Below are 24,617 nucleotides of genomic sequence, written 5' to 3'. Positions count from 1 at the left end.
ACCCCGCGATTAGCGGCGCTTCGACTTCCGGTCGTCCTTGACGTGGCCGCGGAAGGTGCGAGTCGGCGAGAACTCGCCGAGCTTGTGGCCGACCATGGACTCGGTGACGAACACCGGGACATGGGTCTTGCCGTTGTGCACCGCGATGGTGTGACCCAGCATGCTGGGAATGATCATCGAGCGACGGGACCAGGTCTTGATGACGTTCTTGGTGCCGGCTTCGTTCTGGGCGTCCACCTTCTTTACGAGGTGGTCGTCGACGAAGGGCCCCTTCTTGAGACTGCGCGGCATCTAAACCCGCTCCTAGCGCTTCTTGTTCGTCTTGCGGCGGCGGACGATGTACTTGTTCGAAGCCTTCTTCGGCGAACGAGTACGACCCTCCTTCTGACCCCACGGGGAGACCGGGTGGCGACCACCGGAGGTCTTGCCCTCACCACCACCGTGCGGGTGGTCAACCGGGTTCATCGCGACACCGCGGACGGTCGGGCGGACGCCCTTCCAGCGCATGCGGCCGGCCTTGCCCCAGTTGATGTTCGACTGCTCGGCGTTGCCGACCTCGCCGACGGTGGCGCGGCAGCGCACGTCGACCAGGCGGATCTCACCGGACGGCATACGGAGGTGCGCCATGGCACCTTCCTTCGCCAGCAGCTGCACGGAGGCACCCGCGGAACGGGCGAACTTGGCACCGCCACCGGGACGGAGCTCGATCGCGTGGATCGTGGTACCGACCGGGATGTTGCGGAGCGCCAGGTTGTTACCGGGCTTGATGTCGGCCGTCGGGCCGTTCTCGATCCGGTCGCCCTGGTTCAGGCCGCGCGGAGCGATGATGTAGCGCTTCTCGCCGTCCGCGTAGTGCAGGAGGGCGATGCGAGCGGTGCGGTTGGGGTCGTACTCGATGTGCGCGACCTTGGCCGGCACGCCGTCCTTGTCGTGACGACGGAAGTCGATCACGCGGTAGGCGCGCTTGTGTCCGCCACCCTGGTGGCGAACGGTCACACGACCGGCGTTGTTACGGCCGCCCTTGCTGTGCAGCGGGCGGACCAGCGACTTCTCCGGCGTGGACCGCGTGATCTCGACAAAGTCGGCGACGCTGGAGCCACGACGGCCCGGAGTCGTCGGCTTGTACTTGCGGATACCCATTTCTCAGTCCTCGTCCGATATTCGGACCAGGGCGCTCCGTTAGGAGGCCTGGCCGAAGATGTCGATACGGTCGCCCTCAGCGAGGGTCACGATGGCGCGCTTCGTGTCGGCGCGCTTGCCGAAACCGGTCTTGGTGCGCTTGCGCTTACCCTGCCGGTTGATCGTGTTGACCCCGGTGACCTTGACCGAGAAGACCGCCTCGACGGCCTGCTTGATCTGGGTCTTGTTGGCGCCGGGCAGAACGATGAACGTGTACTTGTTCTCGTCCAGCAGCGCGTAGCTCTTCTCGGAGACAACCGGGCGGACAAGGATGTCGCGCGGGTCCGTGAAGGTCTTGCTGGTGATCGTGGCCTCAGACATCAGCCCTCGTTCCCTTCGGTCTCAGCGGCCTTGGGGCCAGACACGAAGGACTCGAAAGCGGCCTGGGTGAAGACCACGTCGTCCGAAACGAGCACGTCGTACGTGTTCAGCTGGCCCGGCTCCAGGATGTGCACCTGGGGCAGGTTGCGGGCGGACAGCCACGCGGCCTCGTCGGCACGGTCGACGACCAGGAGCAGGTTCTTGCGCTCCGAGATCTTGCCGAACAGCGTCTTGGCGGCCTTGGTGGAAGCGGCACCCTCGACCACGCCGGAGACGACGTGGATACGGGAGTGACGGGCCCGGTCGGTGAGGGCGCCACGCAGGGCGGCGGCCTTCATCTTCTTCGGGGTCCGCTGCGAGTAGTCACGCGGCACGGGGCCGTGCACGACGCCACCGCCGGCGAACTGCGGCGCACGGGTCGAACCCTGGCGGGCGCGGCCGGTGCCCTTCTGGCGGTACGGCTTCTTGCCACCACCGCGGACCTCGCCACGCGTCTTGGTCTTGTGGGTGCCCTGGCGGGCAGCCGCAAGCTGCGCGACGACGACCTGGTGGATCAGCGGAACGCTGACCTTGGCGTCGAAGATCTCGGCCGGAAGCTCGACGGTCCCGGTCTTGTCGCCTGCGGGCGACAGAATGTCAATGGTGCTCATAGTCCTCAGGCCCCCTTGGCCGCAGTGCGGACCAGGACGAGGCCGCCGTTCGGACCAGGAACCGCGCCCTTGATGAGCAGCAGGCCCTTCTCCGCGTCAACGGCGTGAACGGTCAGGTTCTGGGTGGTGACCCGCTCGTTGCCCATGCGGCCAGCCATGCGGAGGCCCTTGAACACACGGCCCGGGGTGGCGCAGCCACCGATGGAACCGGGAGAGCGGTGCTTGCGCTGCGTACCGTGACCGGCACCCAGACCACGGAAGTTGTGGCGCTTCATGACACCGGCGAAGCCCTTGCCCTTGCTCTTGCCCGTGACGTCAACCTTGACGCCGGACTCGAACACAGCGGCGGTGATCTCCTGGCCGAGCGTGTACTCGGCAGCGTCGGAGGTCCGGATCTCCACCAGGTGGCGGCGCGGGGTCACGTCGGCCTTGGCGAAGTGGCCCTTGAGGGGCTTGTTCACCTTGCGCGGGTCGATCTCGCCGAAGGCGATCTGGACCGACTCGTAGCCGTCGACGTCGTTGGTACGGACCTGGGTGACAACACAGGGCCCGGCCTTGACCACGGTGACCGGGACGACACGGTTGTTCTCGTCCCAGACCTGGGTCATGCCGAGCTTCTCGCCCAGGACGCCCTTGATCTGCTTTGCCATCTTCTCCGTGCCTCTCAGAGCTTGATCTCGATGTCAACGCCGGCCGGAAGGTCCAGGCGCATCAGCGAGTCAACGGTCTTGGGCGTCGGGTCGAGGATGTCGATCAGGCGCTTGTGCGTGCGCATCTCGAAGTGCTCGCGCGAGTCCTTGTACTTGTGCGGCGACTTGATGACGCAGTACACGTTCTTCTCAGTGGGCAGCGGCACCGGGCCCGCGACCGACGCACCAGTGCGGGTCACCGTCTCGACGATCTTCTTCGCCGAGGAGTCGATGACCTCGTGGTCGTAGGCCTTGAGCCGGATGCGGATCTTCTGTCCCGCCATGGCTACTCAGTAGTCCTTTGTCTAGTGAAACGCTCTGGTACTCGGTGCGCTGCGCTTCCACGCCGCTTCTCTCCGACCCACGCGGTCGGGCGTGTCGCAGTCCCGCCACAGAAAATTCCCATACGGAAATTCCCTGCCTTGAGGGTCTGCGATCCTTTCCGGACCGCGCTTCGGGGGAGGAACACCCACCGAGTGCCTGGTGAGGGCCCCGCCCACGCTTCCCGGAAGATTCCCGTACGTCCGCCCCATTGCTGCCCCGGGGGGCAGGTGAAGGCGACGAGTACTGTGGGACTCGCTTCCGGTCCTCCCGGCGGGAGGCGCGCAGCATCGGCACTCAACCGAGCAACCCCGACAGTCTGCCATACGAGACCCGTAATGCGCCAATCGGGGCCCAAGAGAATACCCCCCAGCGCGTACGCGTCAAACCGCCCCACCCCCGACGGAGTACCGCCCCGCGGCCCCGGCGCCCGCCACCACCGGCCATCTCCGCCACCCGGCAGTGGCCGCCGCGTTCCGGCGCCAGGACGACGGCTCCGTAGCCGACACCGACGACGGCCCGGTCATCCGCCTCATGGGCGCGTCCGGGCCGCGAAGCGGGGGATCGGAGCCGGCCGCGCGTCCGGGCTGACCGGCCGCCTCCGCCGGCGGCCGGCGAACGCGAAGGGCCCCGGGACGGAAGTCCCGGGGCCCTTCGGTCAAACATGGTGCTCGGCGGAGCGAGCTACCAGGTCAGAACACGAATTACTTCGTGATCTTGGTGACCTGGCCGGCGCCGACGGTCCGGCCACCCTCACGGATGGCGAACTTCAGGCCCTCCTCCATGGCGACCGGCTGGATCAGCGCGACCGTCATCTCGGTGTTGTCGCCCGGCATGACCATCTCGGTGCCCTCGGGGAGGGTCACGACGCCGGTCACGTCCGTGGTACGGAAGTAGAACTGCGGGCGGTAGTTGTTGAAGAACGGGGTGTGACGGCCACCCTCGTCCTTCGACAGGATGTAGGCCTGGGCCTCGAACTCGGTGTGCGGGGTGACCGAACCGGGCTTGATGATGACCTGGCCGCGCTCGACGTCCTCGCGCTTGATGCCACGGAGGAGCAGACCGACGTTCTCACCGGCCTGGCCCTCGTCGAGCAGCTTGCGGAACATCTCGATACCGGTGACCGTGGTGGTGGTCTTCTCTTCCTTGATACCGATGATGTCGACGGTCTCGTTGACCTTCAGGACACCACGCTCGATACGGCCGGTGACGACCGTACCGCGACCGGTGATCGTGAAGACGTCCTCGACCGGCATCAGGAAGGGCTTGTCGGTGTCACGCGGAGGGGTCGGGATGAAGTCATCCACGGCCGACATGAGGCCGAGGAGCTTCTCGCCCCACTCCTTGTCACCCTCGAGGGCCTTGAGCGCCGAGACCTGGACGACCGGGACGTCGTCGCCCGGGAAGTCGTACTCGGACAGGAGCTCACGGACCTCGAGCTCGACGAGCTCCAGGATCTCCTCGTCGTCCACCATGTCGGCCTTGTTCAGGGCGACAACGATGGAGGGGACGCCGACCTGGCGGGCCAGGAGCACGTGCTCCTTGGTCTGCGGCATCGGGCCGTCGGTGGCGGCGACCACGAGGATCGCGCCGTCCATCTGCGCGGCACCGGTGATCATGTTCTTGATGTAGTCCGCGTGACCGGGGCAGTCGACGTGGGCGTAGTGACGCGCCTCGGTCTGGTACTCGACGTGCGCGATGGAGATGGTGATACCGCGCTGGCGCTCCTCAGGAGCCTTGTCGATCTGGTCGAAGGCCGAGGCCTCGTTCAGGTCCGGGTACGCGTCGTGCAGCACCTTGGTAATGGCGGCCGTGAGGGTCGTCTTACCGTGGTCGATGTGACCGATGGTGCCGATGTTGACGTGCGGCTTAGTCCGCTCGAACTTCGCCTTCGCCACTGGGGTCCTCCTGTGGAGTGGTTCTGTACGCCTTACTCATCGGCGCCAGGTGATCTTTGCTGGAATGCCGGCCCCCCGGGGCAACAGGTGCTGTTGCGCCCGTTGCCCCAGAGGTTCCGGTGACAAGCCTAAAGCGTGTACTCGGGAGAGTTACTCGCCCTTGGCCTTCGCGATGATCTCCTCGGCGACGTTCCGGGGAACCTCGGCGTAGGAGTCGAACTGCATCGAGTAGCTTGCGCGACCCGAGGTCTTGCTGCGGAGGTCGCCGACGTAGCCGAACATCTCCGAAAGCGGCACGAGGCCCTTCACGACGCGAGCGCCGTGACGCTCCTCCATGGCCTGGATCTGGCCACGGCGGGAGTTGATGTCGCCGATGACCTCACCCATGTAGTCCTCGGGCGTGGTGACCTCGACGGCCATCATCGGCTCGAGCAGCACGGGGCTGGCCTTGCGCGCACCCTCCTTGAACGCCTGCGAACCGGCGATCTTGAAGGCGAGCTCGGAGGAGTCGACCTCGTGGTAGCCACCGTCGAGAAGCGTGACGCGGACGCCCGTCATCTCGTAGCCGGCCAGGATGCCGAACTGCATGGCCTCCTGCGCACCCGCGTCGACCGAAGGGATGTACTCCTTCGGGATGCGGCCACCGGTGACCTTGTTCACGAACTCGTACGCCGGACCATCGGCGTCCGTGATCGGCTCGATCGCGATCTGCACCTTGGCGAACTGACCGGTACCACCGGTCTGCTTCTTGTGGGTGAAGTCGATGCGCTCGACGGCCTTGCGGATCGTCTCGCGGTACGCGACCTGCGGCTTGCCGACGTTGGCCTCGACCTTGAACTCGCGCTTCATACGGTCGACCAGCACCTCGAGGTGCAGCTCGCCCATACCGCCGAGGATGGTCTGGCCCGTCTCCTCGTCCGAGTGAACGTGGAAGGAGGGGTCCTCCTCCGCGAGACGCTGGATGGCGACACCCAGCTTCTCCTGGTCACCCTTGGACTTGGGCTCGATGGCGACCTGGATGACCGGGGCCGGGAAGTCCATGGACTCCAGGATGACCGGCTGCTTCTCGTCGCACAGCGTCTCACCGGTGGTGGTCTGCTTCAGGCCCATGACGGCGACGATGTCGCCGGCGCCCACGGCGTCGATCTCCTCACGCTTGTTCGCGTGCATGCGGTAGATCTTGCCGATGCGCTCCTTCTTGCCCTTGACGGAGTTCAGCACCGAGGTGCCGGCCTCCAGGCGGCCCGAGTAGACCCGGACGAAGGTGAGCTTGCCGAGGTGCGGGTCGCTCATGATCTTGAACGCCAGCGCCGCGAGGGGCTCCTCGTCGGACGGCTTGCGCTTCACGACGACCTCGGCGTCCTTGACGTCGTGGCCCTCGATGGCCTCGATGTCCAGGGGCGACGGCAGGTAGCGGACGACGGCGTCGAGCAGGGGCTGAACACCCTTGTTCTTGAACGCCGTGCCACAGAACACCGCGGTGACGGTCGAGCCGCCACCCTTGCCGGAGCTGAGGATGATGCGACGGACGGCCGCGTGCAGCTGCTCCACGGTCGGCTCCTCGCCGCCCAGGTACAGCTCCATGATCTCGTCGTCGTTCTCGGCGACGGTCTCGACCAGCTTGCCGCGCCATTCCTCGGCGAGCTCGGTGTGCGTGGCCGGGATGTCGACGATGTCGTACATCTCGCCCTTGGTCGCCTCGGCGGACCAGACGAACGCCTTCATGGTGACGAGGTCGACGACACCCTTGAAGTCGGCCTCGGCGCCGATCGGCAGCTGCATGACGATCGGGACCGCGCCGAGGCGGTCCTTGATCATGTCGACGCAGCGCATGAACTCGGCACCGGTGCGGTCGAGCTTGTTGACGAAGCAGATGCGCGGGACGCCGTAACGGTCGGCCTGACGCCACACCGTCTCGGACTGCGGCTCCACACCGGCGACGCCGTCGAACACGGTGACGGCACCGTCGAGGACGCGGAGCGAACGCTCCACCTCGACCGTGAAGTCCACGTGACCCGGGGTGTCGATGATGTTGATGGTGTGGTCGACGTCCTCGAGCGGCCAGTGGCAGGTCGTCGCGGCGGACGTGATGGTGATGCCGCGCTCCTGCTCCTGCTCCATCCAGTCCATCGTGGCAGCGCCGTCGTGGACCTCACCGATCTTGTAAGAGACACCGGTGTAGAACAGGATGCGCTCGGTGGTGGTCGTCTTGCCCGCGTCGATGTGGGCCATGATGCCGATGTTGCGCACCTTGGCCAGGTCAAGCGAAGTGGTAGCCATAAGGCTTCAGTCTTCTCTCGGTCTCGATGTGGACTGCGACTACCAGCGGTAGTGCGCGAAGGCCTTGTTGGACTCGGCCATCTTGTGCGTGTCCTCACGCTTCTTGACGGCCGCACCGAGGCCGTTCGAGGCGTCGAGGAGCTCGTTCATGAGGCGCTCGGTCATGGTCTTCTCGCGGCGGGCGCGGGAGTAACCCACGAGCCAGCGCAGCGCGAGGGTCGACTGGCGACCCGGCTTGACCTCGACCGGAACCTGGTAGGTCGCGCCACCGACACGGCGGGACTTGACCTCGAGGGACGGCTTGACGTTCTCCAGCGCGCGCTTCAGCGTGATGACCGGGTCGTTGCCGGTCTTCTCGCGGAGGCCTTCCATGGCGCCGTAGACGATGCGCTCGGCGGTGGAGCGCTTGCCGTCCAGGAGGATCTTGTTGATCAGCGAGGTGACCAGAGGAGAGCTGTAGACCGGGTCGATGATGACCGGGCGCTTCGGGGCGGGGCCCTTACGAGGCATTCTTACTTCTCCTTCTTGGCGCCGTAGCGGCTGCGGGCCTGCTTGCGGTTCTTGACAGCCTGGGTGTCAAGCGCACCGCGGATGATCTTGTAACGAACACCCGGCAGGTCCTTCACACGGCCACCACGCACGAGCACGATGGAGTGCTCCTGCAGGTTGTGTCCCTCACCCGGAATGTAAGCGGTGACCTCGATGCCGGAGGTCAGACGCACACGCGCGACCTTACGGAGCGCCGAGTTCGGCTTCTTCGGGGTGGTCGTGAACACACGCGTGCAGACGCCACGACGCTGGGGCGAAGCCTCAAGCGCGGGCGTCTTCGTCTTCTCGACCTTGTCCTGCCGGCCCTTACGGACCAGCTGCTGGATCGTAGGCACTACTTCTCCGGTTTCTGTGTGCCGTTGGTGAAACTAACCTGGAACTTCTCCGACCCACGCGGTCGGGTGTGTCGGATCCGGCAGACCTCCGCAGAAGCGGAAAACGTACGCGGATCGCGGTGGCTGCTTCGGCTCGCATGCGGTTGATCGACACGCACGGGACCCCAGGCACACCCCAGGCACAAGGTCTGAGCGTACCTACCGCACTGACTCCGGTCAAAACAAATGCCCCGGACCCCCGAACCGCCCGGTCTGCCCGCCGAACGGCCGCATAAACTACCGAACAGGCCATTATAGCGATCATCAGGGAGTACTGCATTGGCGAGCCGGACCAAGCGGCCGTACGCCCCCCTGCTCGCCTTCGCGATCACCTCGGCAGCGTTCTGCTCGGCCTGGGTGGCGCGCGGCAGCTTCCCCTTCGGGAACACCGGGCGTGCCATCAACGACCAGGCCAACCAGTACGTGCCCTTCCACCGGGCGCTGTGGGACCTGGTGCACGGCGAGGCCGCGGGCGACCTGCTGTTCACCTGGCGGGGCGGATTCGGACAGCAGTTCCTGTCCGACTACTACACCTACCTCGGCAATCCGTTCTCCTGGCTGGCGGTGCTGGTCCCCCGGGCCCACGTGGACCTCGCGGTCTTCCTGATCACGCCGCTGACCATGGGGTTCGCGGCCGCGCTGATGGCCGTGTACCTGGGCCGGCTGGTGCCGGGGCCGTGGTGGCAGCGCGGGGTGCTGGGCGCGGCGTACGGGCTGTGCGGCTGGGCGCTCAGCGACGCCTCGTACATCCCGATGTGGCTGTGGGGCCTGGTGGCCCTGCCGATGCTGGGCATCGCGGTCGAGTGGTGCCTGGAGCAGCGGCGCTGGCCGGCCGCGGCCGGGCTGGTGGCCCTCGCCTGGCTGGGCAACTTCTACACGGCGATGATGGCGACGATGGCCGTCAGCGTCATTCTGGTCATCCGTCTCATCACTCGGGACATGACCGGCGCCCAGAGGCTCCGCGCCCTGGGCCGGGCCGCCACCGCGGCCGCCACCGGCATCACCCTGACCCTGCCGCTGCTGCTGCCCGCCTTCCTCTCCAGTGGTGCCGCCCAGCCCACCGAGGTCGCCGAGTTCGTCCCGCAGCGGCTGGACGTCTTCCTGACCGGGATGCTGCCCGCCACCCACCTGTGGGGCGGCCGGCCCCGGCTCTACGTCGCCTCGCTGGGGCTGATCCTGGCCGGGTCCTTCCTCCTCAACACGGGCATCGCCAGGAGGACGCGCCTGGTGTGGGGCCTGGCCGTGGTGCTGGTCGCCGCCTCGTTCCAGTTCCCGCCCACCCAGTACGTCTGGCACGGCCTGGCGGTGCCGAACGGCAACCCGTACCGCGAGGCCTTCGTCTTCAGCGGGATGCTGGTGGTCCTGGCCTGGATGGCGCTGGCCGCCCGGCCCCGGCCGCTGCACCTGGCGCTCACGGCCGGGCTGCTCGTGGTGGCCACCTTCCTGCTCCGGAACACCGACGACTTCTCCGTCGAGACCTGGTACGCGGTCCTCGGTGGCGGCGCGCTCTCCCTGCTCGCACTGTTCCTGCTGCACCTGGGCGGCCGGCGGCGGGCGCTGGTGCCGGTGGCGGCGGTGCTGATGGCCGGCGTGGTCCTCGCCGAGTCCGCCCTGTCCGCGTACAACGCCGACGAGAAGCGGGCCCGCGAGCGCTGGGCCAAACCGGCCGCGACCTCGAACCGGTCCATCACGAACCACTTCGAGGCCGTCCGCGGTGTGGACGGCTGGCCCGCATACCGGACCGATTCCGGCCGGCCGCAGACCGCGTACAACGACGCCCTCGCCCTCCGCGCGGAGGGCCCGCAGTACTACAGCAGCTACCTGCCCGAGGTGACGTTCCGGGCACTCGAACCGCTCGGCTACGGCTACAAGAACGACGGCCGGACCGTCTTCGGCGCCGACAACCCCGTCCTCGACGCCATCTTCTCGGTCGGCGCCCGGGTCTCCCCGGTCCCGGGCGAGAAGAACGCCTGGAAGGGCACGAGGTTCCCGGCCCCGCCGCTGGTGACCGTCCGGGACGGCGCGTACACCTCGCCGAACTCGGCCGGCAGCGTCTGGGCGAACCAGGAGACCGTGCTGGGCAGCACGGTCTACCAGGTCCCGCCGACCACCCGCTCCGGCACCGCCACGGAACAGCGGTACGCCGCCCGGTGCGCCCCCGGCTCCGAGGCCTACTGGTACTCCCCCGCGCTGAACGGCGTCCTCACGGCCGGCGGCACCGACCACCGCCTGGAGGACAGGCAGACCGGCGTCCTCCGCCTGGGCCCCGTCCCCGCCGACGGCCGCCTGGACCTCACCGTCCGCACCAGGAGCCGGGGCGAGGCCCCCGAGCACCCGGTCGGCTGCCTCAAGCCCGGCGCCGTACGGTCGGCGGTGGCCGCCCTGACCACCACCGGAGCCACCGGGGTGACCGTCGGCGGCCACTCCCTGGAAGCCACCCTCCCCCAGGGCACCCGCGGCACCGTGGTGCTCGCCACGACCGCCGTCCCCGGCTGGCAGTGCTCGGCCCCGCTGAAGCCGTTCCACGGCCTCCTCGCCGTCGACCTCCCCGCGGACACCACGAAGCTCTCCTGCACCTTCACCCCCAGGGGCCTCGTCCCGGGCCTCGCCGCAGCGGCACTGGCCCTCATCGCCCTCCTCACGGTCACCTTCACCTCCCGCCGCCGCCTGCGGGCCGGCGGGACCGTTCCTGCCGGAACCACACCCGAGAAAGCCCTCGAATCAGTACATTGACCACCCGGATGATCGGGGGGCATTGCCATGGATTCCGCGTTTCTCCCTGGTGACGGCGGACTCGGCGATCGGGTGCCGTTCCTGGCACGCCTGGAGGCCGCGGACGCCTCGGCGTTACGCGGGCTCGGGCGCGAGCTGAAGTTCGCCGCCCGGGCTCCGTTAATGCAGCAGGACGAGCCCACCACTCACGTGTTGCTCATCCTGACCGGCTGGACCAAGGTCACCAGCACCGCGCCCAACGGATACCAGGCCCTCCTCGCCCTCCGTGGCCCCGGTGACGTAGTCGGCGAGTCGGCCGCAGTCACCGGGCAGCCTCGATCGGCCACCGTCACCGCTCTCGAGCCCGTCCGTGCGGTGGCCATCGACCACCTGGGGTTCACTTCCTTCCTCGCCCGTTCCCCGGCCGTCGCCCTCACGCTGATAGGGCTGGGCGCCGACCGGGTCCGCGCGGCCGACCGCCGCCAGCTGCTGTTCGCCGCCATGGGCGTCCGAGAACGGCTCGCCACCCTGCTGCTCGACCTGGCTCGCACCCATGGCCGTCCGGCCGATGCCGGGGTGGAGATAACGGTGCGGCTCACCAAGCAGGAGCTGGCGGGTGCTGTCAGCGCCTCCCGCGAGATGGTGCAGCGCCAGCTGAAGGAGTTTCGCGACCGGGGAGTCGTCACAACGGGACGCTGCCGGCTCGTGATCAATCGCCCGGACGTCCTGCACCGGATCTGCGCCACGATCCGCTGAGCGTTCCGTGCACACCGTCACACTCCGAGTGCGTCATCCGCCCTCACGGCGCACCGCTGCCCGCCCGCAGGCTGTCTCCAGCACGCCAACCCCACCGGCGAGAGGCAGACATGACCGATCCACTCAACCGCAGCCTGCTCCTACTCGACATCGAGAAGTTCAGCGATCGCGACGACGTCGAGCAGGCCTACCTGCGCCGCATGCTGTACGACGTCGTGGAACGCGTCCTCGAGAAGGCAGGCATCGATCAGACCCTGCATGCTCGTGCGGACCGCGGCGACGGCGTACTGGTGATGATCGACGCGAACGTGCCCCTGACCTCGCTGCTCCGAGCCATGCTCACTGACGCCCCAACACAGCTCCGCGCGGTGAATCGGATGGCATCCCGATCCGCCCAGATCCGGCTGCGCGCCGTGGTGGCGACGGGCTTCGTCACGGTCGACGCGGTGGACGGGTGGGTCGGCTCGGACCTCAACCACGCATGCCGGCTGCTGGACGCCGACGCGTTGCGGGCCGCCCTGCGAGAGCGCACGGAGGACATCGCACTGTGCGTGTCGGAGTCCGTACATGCAGGCATCGTGCGCCACGACCACCCGGGGATTCCTGTGGATGCCTTTCACGAAATCACGGTGGCCAGCAAGAACGGAGCTTTGAAGGCCTGGCTGCACGGGGCCCCACCCGTCCTGACGACACCTTCCGGATCCGTCCCGCCACCGAAGACGGCGGCACCTGAACCGGTGTCCGCTCCTCCGGCCACGTTCGACTTCCGCGGCACCAACAACGGCGTTGTCGCCCAGACGATCAACGGACCGGTGGTCCAGGGCGGGACGATCAACGGGGGTGTGTCCTTCCACGGCGGTGAGAGCCGGTGACGACCGGTACCGCCCGGCCAACAGCCGAGGAACGGAGCCCGGCGAACCAGCCCGGCCAGCCGGCCGCCGAGGACCGCGACCCGGCCAAGGACGGTGAAAAGGGAGAGGAGAGCCCACCGGAGGACTCCCCCAAGGCCCAGACCGCGTGGGACACACAGCGCGACTTGCACCGGCACCGGCACCGCTCACTCCGCTTCGACGGCATCAACCACGGTGTGGTAGCCGACCGCATCATGGGCGACGTCATCTACCAGTTCGGGTCCCGCGGCCCGACGCACGCCTCGGGTGAGATCGCGGCCGCCGAACTGGACGCCCTCGCCGAGCGCTTCGTCACCACGGGCCCCGGATTCTCGGCACTTAGGGAACGGCTCCGCGAGGACCGCGTCCTGATCCTCACCGGTGCCCCTTTCAGCGGGCGACGGACCGCGGCCCTGATGCTGCTGCACGCGCTCGGCGCCCGACCCGTCAACGCGGTGGACCGCGAGACGCCGCCCGATTCGCTGGTGCCCGCGCTGAACGGCGCGCGTGGATCGGGCTACATCATCTGCGACCTGGCCGTTTCCTCCGACGCACCCCTGCGCGAAACCCACGTACTGGCGCTCCGAGACCACCTCCACGCCCAGGGCGGCCACCTGGTCATCACCACGGGGCTCCGCCCCTGGGTAGAGGACGACGTTCGCACCGCCCTCTGGGAGCCGCCCCATTCCGAAGTTCTCCTGCGCTCCTTCCTGGAACGCGACCTCGGGCCGGAGACGGCAGCCCGCGCGATGGACCTCCCCGAGGTCATCGAGTTCCTGCCCCGAGGGCACCAACCGCGTGAGGTGATCGCGCACGCGACCGCAGTGGCCCGCCATATCCGGGGCGATCCGGAAGCGGACATCCGCCGCGCCTCCCTCGACGCGCTCGTACACCAGGTTCAGGAGTGGTTCGAGACGGACGAGGACACGCTGCACCTCCGTGAAAAGGCGTTCCTCATCGCCCTCGCCGTCTTCGACTCGGGGCCGTACGCCCTCACCGCGGAACTGAGCGATCGATTGTTCAGCGAACTGCAGCGGACGGCCAACGCCCGCGTTCCGGACGCCGTACCGGTCTTCGGCACCCACATCGGCAAGCGGCTCCGCCTCGCCCGTGCACACCCCTATCCGGAGGAGGAGCCCACCGAGTGGGGACCCGTCCTCCAGGTGAAGGCGAAGTTCGTGGATCCGAGGACCGCGCCGGTGGTGATCCGGGAGGTCTGGACGGGACACCCATCCGCGCGACCGGCACTGGTGGCGTGGCTTGGGCGATTGGTGGAGGACCGGCGCCCCTTCGTCCGCACCCGGGCGGCGGCCACGGTCGCGGCGCTGGCTGCGACCGACCTGCCGTCGGCGATGGCGCTGGTCATCGAGCCGTGGGCGCTGGCCAAAGACGCCCGCAGGAGGGTCGGAGCGGTCAGCGCGCTGTCACTGGCCCACGCTTCCGGAGCGCCGAACATCTTCCGGGTCGTGGACGACTGGACCTCGGACGAAGACGCCCGCCGCAGCTGGGTGGGCATCCGGGCCCAGGGCCTGCTGGGGAGCGAGCGACCCGAGAAAGCCCTGTTCGCCTTGCGGGTGCGCGCCAGGCAGGTGCGTGACGACTCGGCTACCGATCAGGAGGTGGAGGGCGAGCTGGCCCAGTCCGTGGAACTGCTCCTGCTGAGCGAAGACGCAGGCGACCGCGTGATGGCGGAGATCCTCCGCACCCTCGACGACCACAGATCCGCATTCCGGCTGTCCCTGTTGGGCTTCCTCGGGGCCTGCCGACATTCCGACGACGCCACGGGGCAGCCCTTGGTTCTGCGCTGGTACGCCACAGCCCCTGCTGGCACACCGCCGGCCCGGGGGATCCCATTGCTGTGGCGCCGTGCCCTGGGCGACCGGTCCTTCAGCGAAGCGGCACTCGGCGTCCTGAGTTCCTGGGTGCTGGCCGCCGACGCCGATGAAGCCGCCGAATGGGCCCTCGCCGCCCTGCTGGGTGCCCTCGTGGAGACCTCTACCGATCACCACCGCATTGCGTTCCTGCTCCAGACCGTTCGCGGTGACGACGGCGGTGACCGCCCAGCTGTCGCGAGCCGGCTGCTCTCCGCCATTGCCCGCCCTTGATCCGGAAGGAGACGCATACATGTCGTCTCGGACCTTCGACTGGTTACAGCCTGCCGACCGCCACACGGAGCTGATCGATCCTGTGATCAGCGTCCGCCAGCTCTCCTTCGTGGACGTGCGCCGGAGGCGGCTGACCCGGTTCGACCACTGCCTGGTCTACGCGACGAAGGACCACGATTACGAAGTCTTCCAACCGCCCCACCGTCCCAGGGCTACGACTCGCTACACCGCCGTCTACGAAATCGACACCGGCGTCCACCCCGTCCGAGCCGAGTTGCGGCTGCCCAGCAAGAACGACGCCCTGGAGTTCCAGGCGACGGTGGACTTCCGCTGGCAGGTGCGCGATCCGGTCTGGTTCATCCGCAGCGGGTGCCGGGACGTTCCGCGTCTGCTGATCGACGAACTCGAGAAGCAGGCGCGCACCGGCACCCGCGCGTTCCCCATCACGGACAGCGCTTTGGCGGAGGCGCGGGTGCGGGCCGCCGCGGCCGACTGGCTGCCTCCCGGCACGGATGCCGGTCTGACCTGCACGTGGACCCTGCGATTGCGCCGCAACGAGGAGGAGATCCGACACCAGCTCCGGCTCCAGCAAATCCACCACACTGCCGACGAGCAAGTCCTCACCGAATACCGGGGTGAGCAAACGGACGAAGCCAGGGACAGCCGCAGGTCGGCGCTGCTGCGCCTGCAGGCGGAGAACGTAAAGCTTTACGAGGCCTTTTTGGGGCAGGGCACGCTCCGCGCCCTCGCCTGGTACCTCAGCCAGCACCCGGACAAGGTGGAGACCGTCGTCCAAGGGATGCGGCAGGACCAGGTCCAGCTGGTGCAGAAGCAGCTGGAGCTGGTCACCAAGCTGTTCGATACGGAGACCGCCGAGAACCACGAGCTCGCCGAGCCCCGGCAGCACGCCATCCAGGCCCTCAACAAGGTCCTCGCCCAGCCGCTGCCCGGAAGTGCCTCGGAGGACTCGAGCGGGCCGGCCACGGAGGAGCCTTTGTGGAAGCCTCCACCGGGCTATGGCCGGCGGCCTTCGGCGCCGGAGAACGGGTGAGCCGATGGCACCGTCACCCCTCCCGGTACCCGACCCCGTCGGTCCTGCGGACGACCTGGTCTACCGGCATGCCCCGGGCACGCGCGTCCACTACACGGCGCGCCAGCGGAGCGCCGACCTCACCACCGTCGGACTCCTGCTCCTCCAGCTGCCTTCCGTGGCACTTGGGCTCGGCCTCGTCCTGGTGCCGTACCGCCTGCTGCTCGACGAGACCGGCCTGCCGTACGCCGTGCCTGCCGGGCTGTGGCTGGCGGCCGGGCTTCTCGCCTTCCACCGGCGGACCGAAGACCTGGTCGCCCGCTACCTGCTACGGCTACACCACCCGACCCCAGGAGAACTGGCCGTGCTGGTCCCAGTCTGGCGTGAGGTCACGGCCCGCGCAGGGGTCGAACCGGGTCGCTACCGGCTGTGGATCGAGGACAGCGAGCGCTTGGACGCGGCAGCCGTCGGCACACATCTGGTGGTCGTCACCCGCCGGGCTCTGGACACGTTGCCGACCTCACAGCTGGCGGCGGTCCTCGCCCGGCAGCTCAGCCACCACACCGCAGGACATACCTGGGCCATCCTGCTGGGCTGGTGGTACGCCCTCCCCGGACGGCTGGCATGGCGTTGCGTCCGCCGACTGGCCGGGTCGGCTCTCAGGGCCGCGAAGCGGCTCTCCGTACCGGCGGCCCTGCTGCTGTTCGCCGTATCGCTCTGGGGAACGTACCGGCTGGCGCACCTGACGTACGGCCTGCCATTGCTCCTGGTGCCGCTGCCCCTTCTGGTGGCGGCAGCGGCCAGGCGTTCGGAATTCCGGGCCGACCGCCGTGCAGTCGCCCTGGGGTTCGGCCCGGCCCTCGGCGACCTCCTTCAGGCGCAGTCCAGCAACGACGGCCGCTCCGACGACCGCGAGAAGCTCCGGAGGAACGAGAAGCGAAACAGAAGAAGGGAAGACCGTGACGGCAGGGCCGGCGCACTTCGGCGGTTACTGGCCCCGATGCCGGATGCACGGACCCGGCTCCACCGGCTCGGGCGATCGTGAAACACGAGGAAGCCCCCGCAGGCTCCTTCACGGAGCGTGCGGGGGCTTCCTGCCGACCCTTAGCCGTTGTACGGGCCGTAGTCGTAGTCCTCCAGCGGGACCGCCTGGCCGGAGCCGGTGCCGAAGGGCGAGTAGTCGATGTCGTCGTAGCCGACGGCCGAGTACATCGCGGCCTTCGCCTCCTCGGTGGGCTCCACCCGGATGTTGCGGTAGCGGGACAGACCCGTACCGGCCGGGATGAGCTTACCGATGATGACGTTCTCCTTGAGGCCGATGAGGCTGTCGGACTTGGCGTTGATCGCCGCGTCCGTCAGGACTCGGGTCGTCTCCTGGAAGGAGGCGGCCGACAGCCAGGACTCCGTCGCGAGCGAGGCCTTGGTGATACCCATCAGCTGCGGACGGCCGGAGGCGGGGTGACCGCCCTCGGTGACCACACGACGGTTCTCGGTCTCGAACTTCGACCGCTCGACGAGCTCGCCCGGGAGCAGCTCGGCGTCGCCGGACTCGATGATCGTCACGCGGCGGAGCATCTGCCGGATGATGATCTCGATGTGCTTGTCGTGGATCGACACGCCCTGCGAGTTGTACACCTTCTGGACTTCGCCGACCAGGTGGACCTGGACGGCGCGCTGGCCGAGGATGCGCAGCACGTCGTGCGGGTTGGTGGCACCCGCGGTGAGCTTCTGGCCCACCTCGACGTGGTCGCCCTCGCCGACCTCCAGGCGCGCACGCTTGGAGATCGGGTACGCGGTCTCGTCGGAGCCGTCGTCCGGCGTGATGACGATCTTCTTCGTCTTCTCGGTCTCCTCGATCCGCACGCGGCCGGCGGCCTCGGAGATCGGGGCGACACCCTTCGGGGTACGGGCCTCGAAGAGCTCGACGACACGCGGCAGACCCTGGGTGATGTCGTCACCGGCCACACCACCGGTGTGGAAGGTACGCATCGTCAGCTGGGTGCCGGGCTCACCGATGGACTGGGCGGCGATGATGCCGACCGCCTCACCGATGTCGACCAGCTTGCCGGTGGCCAGCGAGCGGCCGTAGCAGAAGGCACAGGTACCGACCGCGGACTCACAGGTCAGGACCGAGCGGGTCTTGACCTCCTCCACGCCGTTGGCGACCAGGGCGTCGATGAGGACGTCACCGAGGTCCACGTTGGCCGGCGCGATGACCTTGCCGTCGATGACGACGTCCTCGGCCAGCATGCGGGCGTACACGGAGGTCTCGACGTCGTCGGCCTTCCGCAGGACGCCGTCCTCGCCGCGGACGGCGATCTTCAGCTTCAGACCGCGCTCGGTGCCGCAGTCCTCCTCGCGGATGATGACGTCCTGCGAGACGTCCACCAGACGACGGGTGAGGTAACCCGAGTCGGCGGTACGCAGGGCGGTGTCGGCCAGACCCTTACGGGCACCGTGGGTGGAGATGAAGTACTCCAGCACGGACAGGCCCTCACGGAACGAGGCCTTGATCGGACGCGGGATGGTCTCGTTCTTCGCGTTCGACACCAGACCACGCATACCGGCGATCTGCCGCATCTGCATCATGTTTCCTCGGGCACCCGAGTCAACCATCATGAAGATGGGGTTGGTCTTGGGGAAGTTCGCGTTCATCGCCTCGGCGACCTCGTTGGTCGCCTTGGTCCAGATCGCGATGAGCTCCTGCGTGCGCTCGTCCTTGGTGATCAGACCGCGCTCGTACTGCTTCTGGACCTTCTCGTCCTGCGCCTCGTAGCCCGCGACGATCTCCTTCTTCGCCTCGGGAACGACGACGTCGGAGATGGCCACGGTGACGCCGGAACGGGTCGCCCAGTGGAAGCCGGCCGCCTTCAGGTTGTCGAGCGTCGCCGCCACGATGACCTTGGGGTAGCGCTCGGCCAGGTCGTTGACGATCTCGGAGAGCTGCTTCTTGCCCACCGAGTAGTCGACGAACGGGTAGTCCTCCGGCAGCAGCTCGTTGAACAGCGCACGACCCAGCGTGGTCTTCAGACGGAAGCTGTCACCCGGCTGGAACTCCTGCTCGCCCTCCTCGGCGACCGGGGGGACCCAGCCGCGCGGCGGGATGGTGCCCACCGGGAAGCGGATGTCGACCGCGGACTGCAGCGAGAGCTCGCCGGCATCGAAGGCCATGATCGCCTCGGCGGTGGAGCCGAAGGAACGGCCCTCGCCCTTGACGTCACGCAGCTCGCCGTCGGTGGTGAGGAAGAACAGACCCAGGACCATGTCCTGCGTCGGCATCGTCACCGGGCGGCCGTCGGCCGGCTTGAGGATGTTGTTCGAGGACAGCATCAGGATGCGGGCCTCGGCCTGCGCCTCCGCGGACAGCGGCAGGTGCACGGCCATCTGGTCACCGTCGAAGTCCGCGTTGAAGGCGGTGCAGACGAGCGGGTGGATCTGGATGGCCTTGCCCTCGACCAGCTGCGGCTCGAAGGCCTGGATGCCGAGGCGGTGCAGCGTGGGCGCACGGTTCAGCAGCACCGGGTGCTCGGCGATGACCTCTTCGAGGACGTCGTACACGACGGTGCGGCCGCGCTCGACCATGCGCTTGGCCGACTTGATGTTCTGCGCGTGGTTCAGGTCGACCAGGCGCTTCATCACGAACGGCTTGAAGAGCTCCAGCGCCATGGCCTTCGGCAGACCGCACTGGTGCAGCTTCAGCTGCGGGCCGACGACGATGACGGAACGCGCCGAGTAGTCGACACGCTTGCCGAGCAGGTTCTGACGGAAACGACCCTGCTTGCCCTTCAGCATGTCGCTGAGGGACTTCAGCGGACGGTTGCCGGGGCCCGTGACCGGGCGACCACGACGGCCGTTGTCGAAGAGGGCGTCGACCGCCTCCTGGAGCATCCGCTTCTCGTTGTTCACGATGATCTCGGGGGCACCGAGGTCGAGCAGACGCTTCAGACGGTTGTTGCGGTTGATCACACGGCGGTACAGGTCGTTCAGGTCGGAGGTCGCGAAGCGGCCACCGTCCAGCTGCACCATCGGACGCAGGTCCGGCGGGATGACCGGGACGCAGTCCAGGACCATGCCCTTGGGGCTGTTGCTGGTCTGCAGGAACGCGGAGACGACCTTGAGGCGCTTGAGCGCACGGGTCTTCTTCTGGCCCTTGCCAGTACGGATGATCTCGCGGAGGCGCTCGGCCTCCTCCTCCAGGTCGAAGGACTCGAGGCGCTTCTGCAGCGCCGCGGCACCCATCGAGCCGTCGAAGTACGTGCCGAAGCGGTCACGCAGCTCGCGGTAGAGGAGCTCGTCGCCCTCGAGGTCCTGGACCTTGAGGTTCTTGAAGCGGTTCCAGACCTCGTCCAGGCGGTCGATCTCGCGCTGGGAGCGGTCGCGGAGCTGCTTCATCTCGCGCTCGGCGCCCTCGCGGACCTTGCGGCGCACGTCGGCCTTGGCGCCCTCGGCCTCGAGCTCGGCCAGGTCGGTCTCGAGCTTCTTGGCGCGGGCCTCGAGGTCGGCGTCGCGGCGGTTCTCGATCTGCTGGCGCTCGACGGAGACGTGGGCCTCCAGCGACGGCAGGTCGCGCTGACGGCGCTCGTCGTCGACGAACGTGATCATGTACGCGGCGAAGTAGATGACCTTCTCGAGGTCCTTCGGCGCGAGGTCCAGCAGGTAGCCCAGGCGCGACGGGACGCCCTTGAAGTACCAGATGTGGGTAACGGGAGCGGCGAGCTCGATGTGGCCCATCCGCTCACGGCGCACCTTGGCGCGGGTGACCTCGACGCCACACCGCTCACAGATGATGCCCTTGAAGCGGACACGCTTGTACTTGCCGCAGTAGCACTCCCAGTCCCGGGTCGGACCGAAGATCTTCTCGCAGAAGAGTCCGTCCTTCTCGGGCTTGAGGGTGCGGTAGTTGATGGTCTCCGGCTTCTTTACCTCGCCGTGCGACCAGGTACGGATGTCGTCCGCGGTGGCAAGGCCGATCCGCAGCTCGTCGAAGAAGTTGACGTCGAGCACTGTGCGTCAATCCCTCTTTCGGGGTCGTGTCTCTTGATCAGTGGTCTGAAACGGTCCCGGGGACGGCGGGGGCTCTTGTGGAGCCCCCGCCGGGCCCGTCAGACCTCTTCGACGCTGCTCGGCTCGCGCCGGGACAGGTCGATACCGAGCTCCTCCGCCGCGCGGAAGACGTCCTCGTCGGTGTCGCGCATCTCGATGGACATGCCGTCCGAGGACAGCACCTCCACGTTGAGGCAGAGCGACTGCATTTCCTTGATGAGCACCTTGAAGGACTCGGGAATGCCCGGCTCGGGGATGTTCTCGCCCTTGACGATGGCCTCGTAGACCTTCACTCGGCCGGTGACGTCGTCGGACTTGATGGTCAGCAGCTCCTGGAGGGCGTACGCGGCGCCGTAAGCCTCGAGCGCCCACACCTCCATCTCACCGAAGCGCTGACCACCGAACTGCGCCTTACCACCCAGCGGCTGCTGCGTGATCATCGAGTACGGACCGGTCGAACGGGCGTGGAGCTTGTCGTCGACCAGGTGGTGGAGCTTGAGGATGTACATGTACCCGACCGAGATCGGGTCCGGGAACGGCTCGCCGGAGCGGCCGTCGAACAGGCGCGCCTTGCCGGACGGGAGCACCATGCGCTCGCCGTCGCGGTTCGGGATGGTGTGCTGCAGGAGGCCGGCGAGCTCGTCCTCACGGGCGCCGTCGAACACCGGGGTGGCGACGTTGGTGCCGGGGGCGACCTGGTCGGCGCCGATGGCCTGCAGACGCTGGGCCCAGTCGTCCGCGAGGCCGGAGACGTCCCAGCCGCGGCTGGCGAGCCAGCCGAGGTGGATCTCCAGGACCTGTCCCGGGTTCATTCGGGACGGGACGCCGAGCGGGTTGAGGATGATGTCGACCGGGGTGCCGTCCTCGAGGAAGGGCATGTCCTCGATCGGGAGGATCTTGGAGATGACACCCTTGTTGCCGTGGCGGCCGGCGAGCTTGTCACCGTCGGTGATCTTGCGCTTCTGGGCGACGTAGACGCGGACCAGCTGGTTCACGCCCGGGGGAAGCTCGTCCCCCTCCTCGCGGTCGAAGACGCGGACGCCGATGACCTTGCCGATCTCACCGTGCGGCACCTTCAGGGAGGTGTCACGGACCTCGCGGGCCTTCTCACCGAAGATCGCGCGGAGCAGGCGCTCCTCGGGGGTCAGCTCGGTCTCACCCTTCGGAGTGACCTTGCCGACCAGGATGTCGCCGGCGACGACGTCCGCGCCGATGCGGATGATGCCGCGCTCGTCGAGGTCGGCGAGGACCTCCTCGGAGACGTTCGGGATGTCCCGGGTGATCTCCTCGGGGCCCAGCTTGGTGTCACGGGCGTCGACCTCGTGCTCCTCGATGTGGATCGAGGAGAGGACGTCGTCCTGCACGAGGCGCTGCGACAGGATGATCGCGTCCTCGTAGTTGTGGCCCTCCCACGGCATGAACGCCACGAGCAGGTTCTTGCCGAGGGCCATCTCGCCCTCTTCGGTCGCCGGACCGTCGGCGAGGACCTGGCCCTCGATGATCCGGTCACCCTCGTTGACGATGACCTTCTGGTTGACCGAGGTGCCCTGGTTCGAGCGGGAGAACTTGGCGACGCGGTACGTGGTGTACGTGCCGTCGTCGTTGGCGACGGTGATGTAGTCGGCCGAGACCTCCTGGACGACACCGTCCTTCTCCGCCTTGATGGAGTCGCCGGCGTCGACGGCGCAGCGGTACTCCATGCCGGTGCCGACGAGCGGGGCCTCCGCCTTGATGAGCGGAACGGCCTGGCGCATCATGTTCGCGCCCATGAGGGCACGGTTGGCGTCGTCGTGCTCGAGGAACGGGATCATGGCGGTCGCGACCGACACCATCTGGCGCGGCGAGACGTCCATGTAGTCCACGTCGGACGGCTGCACGTAGTCGACCTCGCCGCCGCGGCGGCGGACCAGGACGCGGGGCTCCGCGAAGCGCAGGTCGTCCGTCAGCTTGGCGTTGGCCTGGGCGATGACGAAGCGGTCTTCCTCGTCGGCGGTGACGTAGTCGACCTCGTCGGTGACCTGGCCGTCGACGACCTTGCGGTACGGGGTCTCGACGAAGCCGAACGCGTTCACGCGGCCGTAGGACGCGAGCGAGCCGATCAGACCGATGTTCGGGCCTTCGGGGGTCTCGATCGGGCACATGCGGCCGTAGTGCGACGGGTGGACGTCACGGACCTCGAAGCCCGCCCGCTCACGGCTCAGACCACCGGGGCCGAGCGCGGAGAGACGCCGCTTGTGGGTCAGACCCGACAGCGGGTTGTTCTGGTCCATGAACTGCGACAGCTGGCTGGTGCCGAAGAACTCCTTGATGGAGGCGACGACCGGCCGGATGTTGATCAGGGTCTGCGGCGTGATCGCCTCGACGTCCTGGGTGGTCATCCGCTCGCGGACGACGCGCTCCATGCGGGCCAGACCCGTGCGGACCTGGTTCTGGATGAGCTCGCCGACGTTGCGCAGACGACGGTTGCCGAAGTGGTCGATGTCGTCGGTCTCGACGACGATCTCGTTGCCGTTCTCGCCGATCGTCTCGGTCTCGCCCGCGTGGAGCTTCACCAGGTACTTGATCGTGGCGATGATGTCGTCGGTGGTGAGCACGCCGGCGTCCAGCGGCTCGTCCGCACCGAGCTTCTTGTTGACCTTGTAGCGGCCGACCTTGGCGAGGTCGTAGCGCTTCGGGTTGAAGTAGAGGTTCTCGAGCAGCGTCTGCGCGGCCTCGCGGGTCGGCGGCTCGCCCGGACGCAGCTTGCGGTAGATGTCGAGCAGCGCGTCGTCCTGGCCCTGGGTGTGGTCCTTCTCCAGGGTGGCGCGCATGGACTCGTACTCGCCGAACTCCTCGAGGATCTGCTCGGTGGTCCAGCCGAGCGCCTTCAGGAGGACGGTGACGGACTGCTTGCGCTTGCGGTCGATGCGCACGCCGACCATGTCGCGCTTGTCGACCTCCATCTCCAGCCAGGCACCCCGGGACGGGATGATCTTGGCGGAGAAGATGTCCTTGTCGGACGTCTTGTCGATGGAGGAGTCGAAGTAGACACCGGGCGAACGAACCAGCTGGGACACCACGACACGCTCGGTGCCGTTGATCACGAAGGTGCCCTTGTTGGTCATGAGCGGGAAGTCGCCCATGAAGACCGTCTGGGACTTGATCTCACCGGTCTCGTTGTTGGTGAACTCGGCCGTGACGAAGAGCGGGGCCGCGTACGTGAAGTCGCGCTCCTTGCACTCGTCGACGGAGTTCTTCGCCGGCTCGAACCGGTGGTCGCGGAAGGTCAGCGACATCGACCCGGAGAAGTCCTCGATCGGGGAGATCTCCTCGAAGATCTCCTCCAGACCTGACTTCGTGGGGACGTCCTGTCCACTCTCCAGCGCCGACTCGACGCGAGACTTCCAGGCGGCATTGCCGAGCAGCCAGTCAAAGCTCTCGGTCTGCAGCGCCAGGAGGTTCGGAACCTCGAGGGGCTCCTTGATCTTTGCAAAGGAGATGCGCAGCGGGGCGGTGCTGGCGCCGTTGTTCGTATTGGTCGAGGCGTTGCGCGAGGCGGCCAAGAGGGGGTCCTTCCGAGGGCTCGGACTCACTACGCGCGTACCGGTCCCAGCCGACACAGAAGACGGACACTTTCCCACTGGACGAAAGGCCAGGTCAGAAGTGTTTGTCAGGTGTGCTCGAGCGTGGGCATGCCCCTGGCGACGGGCAGGGGGCAGCTAACAGGCAGCGCAAAGGGTCAGTGTAGCCACTTGGCTCACTGATGTCCAGACCGGGTCTTTCGAGTCCGGCAACAGGCCCTTCCCTTTGTTGTTCAACGCTGCGGCCCTCGTGCACAGAG

Annotated in this window: 18 protein-coding genes; 6 read left to right on the top strand and 12 right to left on the bottom strand. The window is 67.7% G+C overall.

What is annotated here, in order from left to right:
* Positions 1-9: 9 nt before the first annotated feature.
* From rpsS to rpsL, 10 genes are all read right to left on the bottom strand, one after another.
* Positions 10-291 carry a 30S ribosomal protein S19 gene (gene rpsS, locus ACFY61_RS13065; RefSeq protein ID WP_007265903.1) on the bottom strand — a complete coding sequence of 94 codons (282 nt, stop codon included), beginning with the start codon at positions 289-291 and terminating at the stop codon, positions 10-12.
* 12 nt (positions 292-303) lie between these two features.
* Positions 304-1,140, bottom strand: a complete 837-nt coding sequence (gene rplB, locus ACFY61_RS13060; protein ID WP_125642230.1) for a 50S ribosomal protein L2 — start codon at positions 1,138-1,140, stop codon at positions 304-306.
* A 39-nt stretch (positions 1,141-1,179) separates the two neighbouring features.
* Positions 1,180-1,500, bottom strand: a complete 321-nt coding sequence (gene rplW / locus ACFY61_RS13055; RefSeq protein ID WP_389470801.1) for a 50S ribosomal protein L23 — start codon at positions 1,498-1,500, stop codon at positions 1,180-1,182.
* A complete protein-coding gene (rplD, locus tag ACFY61_RS13050) occupies positions 1,500-2,150 on the bottom strand; it encodes a 50S ribosomal protein L4 (protein WP_389470798.1) in 651 nt (216 codons plus the stop codon). The genes rplW and rplD overlap by 1 nt, the downstream gene beginning before the upstream one ends.
* A 5-nt stretch (positions 2,151-2,155) precedes the next feature.
* Entirely contained in the window at positions 2,156-2,800 is a 645-nt protein-coding gene (gene rplC, locus ACFY61_RS13045; protein ID WP_389470795.1) for a 50S ribosomal protein L3, read from the bottom strand.
* A 14-nt stretch (positions 2,801-2,814) separates the two neighbouring features.
* The gene (rpsJ, locus tag ACFY61_RS13040; protein WP_003948644.1) at positions 2,815-3,123 is read right to left on the bottom strand and encodes a 30S ribosomal protein S10; all 309 of its coding nucleotides are present in this window, start codon (positions 3,121-3,123) and stop codon (positions 2,815-2,817) included.
* A gap of 741 nt (positions 3,124-3,864) precedes the next feature.
* Positions 3,865-5,058, bottom strand: a complete 1,194-nt coding sequence (tuf, locus tag ACFY61_RS13035) for an elongation factor Tu (RefSeq protein ID WP_150209233.1) — start codon at positions 5,056-5,058, stop codon at positions 3,865-3,867.
* 150 nt (positions 5,059-5,208) lie between these two features.
* A complete protein-coding gene (fusA, locus tag ACFY61_RS13030) occupies positions 5,209-7,338 on the bottom strand; it encodes an elongation factor G (protein WP_389470791.1) in 2,130 nt (709 codons plus the stop codon).
* A 39-nt stretch (positions 7,339-7,377) separates the two neighbouring features.
* Positions 7,378-7,848, bottom strand: coding sequence for a 30S ribosomal protein S7 (rpsG, locus tag ACFY61_RS13025; RefSeq protein WP_053731192.1), 471 nt, complete (start codon positions 7,846-7,848; stop codon positions 7,378-7,380).
* Between the two features lie 2 nt (positions 7,849-7,850).
* Positions 7,851-8,222, bottom strand: a complete 372-nt coding sequence (gene rpsL, locus ACFY61_RS13020) for a 30S ribosomal protein S12 (protein WP_007265893.1) — start codon at positions 8,220-8,222, stop codon at positions 7,851-7,853.
* Between the two features lie 318 nt (positions 8,223-8,540).
* Here rpsL and ACFY61_RS13015 point away from each other — a divergent pair, with 318 nt between their 5' ends.
* The 6 genes from ACFY61_RS13015 to ACFY61_RS12990 all read left to right on the top strand — a co-directional run bounded on the left by ACFY61_RS13015 (position 8,541) and on the right by ACFY61_RS12990 (position 16,799).
* Positions 8,541-10,994, top strand: coding sequence for a YfhO family protein (locus ACFY61_RS13015; RefSeq protein ID WP_389470788.1), 2,454 nt, complete (start codon positions 8,541-8,543; stop codon positions 10,992-10,994).
* Positions 10,995-11,021: 27 nt separating this feature from the next.
* Complete coding sequence (locus tag ACFY61_RS13010; RefSeq protein ID WP_389470786.1) at positions 11,022-11,729, top strand: Crp/Fnr family transcriptional regulator; 708 nt, start codon at positions 11,022-11,024, stop codon at positions 11,727-11,729.
* A 110-nt stretch (positions 11,730-11,839) separates the two neighbouring features.
* On the top strand, positions 11,840-12,601 hold the full coding sequence (locus ACFY61_RS13005; protein ID WP_389470783.1) for a hypothetical protein: 762 nt from the start codon (positions 11,840-11,842) through the stop codon (positions 12,599-12,601).
* Complete coding sequence (locus ACFY61_RS13000) at positions 12,598-14,724, top strand: hypothetical protein (protein WP_389470780.1); 2,127 nt, start codon at positions 12,598-12,600, stop codon at positions 14,722-14,724. The genes ACFY61_RS13005 and ACFY61_RS13000 overlap by 4 nt, the downstream gene beginning before the upstream one ends.
* Positions 14,725-14,743: 19 nt before the next feature.
* Positions 14,744-15,775 carry a hypothetical protein gene (locus ACFY61_RS12995; protein ID WP_389470778.1) on the top strand — a complete coding sequence of 344 codons (1,032 nt, stop codon included), beginning with the start codon at positions 14,744-14,746 and terminating at the stop codon, positions 15,773-15,775.
* Between the two features lie 4 nt (positions 15,776-15,779).
* Complete coding sequence (locus ACFY61_RS12990; RefSeq protein WP_389470776.1) at positions 15,780-16,799, top strand: M48 family metalloprotease; 1,020 nt, start codon at positions 15,780-15,782, stop codon at positions 16,797-16,799.
* 59 nt (positions 16,800-16,858) lie between these two features.
* Here ACFY61_RS12990 and ACFY61_RS12985 read toward each other — a convergent pair whose 3' ends face one another.
* Entirely contained in the window at positions 16,859-20,758 is a 3,900-nt protein-coding gene (locus tag ACFY61_RS12985; protein WP_389470775.1) for a DNA-directed RNA polymerase subunit beta', read from the bottom strand.
* A 98-nt stretch (positions 20,759-20,856) separates the two neighbouring features.
* On the bottom strand, positions 20,857-24,339 hold the full coding sequence (gene rpoB, locus ACFY61_RS12980; RefSeq protein WP_389470773.1) for a DNA-directed RNA polymerase subunit beta: 3,483 nt from the start codon (positions 24,337-24,339) through the stop codon (positions 20,857-20,859).
* Positions 24,340-24,617: the final 278 nt, after the last annotated feature.

It is taken from the genome of Streptomyces sp. NPDC012888, assembly GCF_042900645.1.
Classification (GTDB): Bacteria; Actinomycetota; Actinomycetes; order Streptomycetales; family Streptomycetaceae; genus Streptomyces.
The sequence above is the reverse complement of the archived record's forward strand: the minus strand, read 5'-3'. Positions and strand labels throughout refer to the sequence as shown.

Excerpts from the sequence above, each read along its gene's own strand:
- rplB (WP_125642230.1), bottom strand. The coding sequence starts at position 1,140 with ATGGGTATCCGCAAGTACAAGCCGACGACTCCGGGCCGTCGTGGCTCC.
- rpsS (WP_007265903.1), bottom strand. The coding sequence starts at position 291 with ATGCCGCGCAGTCTCAAGAAGGGGCCCTTCGTCGACGACCACCTCGTA.
- fusA (WP_389470791.1), bottom strand. The coding sequence starts at position 7,338 with ATGGCTACCACTTCGCTTGACCTGGCCAAGGTGCGCAACATCGGCATC.
- rpsJ (WP_003948644.1), bottom strand. The coding sequence starts at position 3,123 with ATGGCGGGACAGAAGATCCGCATCCGGCTCAAGGCCTACGACCACGAG.
- rplW (WP_389470801.1), bottom strand. The coding sequence starts at position 1,500 with ATGTCTGAGGCCACGATCACCAGCAAGACCTTCACGGACCCGCGCGAC.
- ACFY61_RS12990 (WP_389470776.1), top strand. The coding sequence starts at position 15,780 with ATGGCACCGTCACCCCTCCCGGTACCCGACCCCGTCGGTCCTGCGGAC.
- rplC (WP_389470795.1), bottom strand. The coding sequence starts at position 2,800 with ATGGCAAAGCAGATCAAGGGCGTCCTGGGCGAGAAGCTCGGCATGACC.
- rpsG (WP_053731192.1), bottom strand. The coding sequence starts at position 7,848 with ATGCCTCGTAAGGGCCCCGCCCCGAAGCGCCCGGTCATCATCGACCCG.
- ACFY61_RS13005 (WP_389470783.1), top strand. The coding sequence starts at position 11,840 with ATGACCGATCCACTCAACCGCAGCCTGCTCCTACTCGACATCGAGAAG.
- rplD (WP_389470798.1), bottom strand. The coding sequence starts at position 2,150 with ATGAGCACCATTGACATTCTGTCGCCCGCAGGCGACAAGACCGGGACC.
- ACFY61_RS12995 (WP_389470778.1), top strand. The coding sequence starts at position 14,744 with ATGTCGTCTCGGACCTTCGACTGGTTACAGCCTGCCGACCGCCACACG.
- ACFY61_RS13010 (WP_389470786.1), top strand. The coding sequence starts at position 11,022 with ATGGATTCCGCGTTTCTCCCTGGTGACGGCGGACTCGGCGATCGGGTG.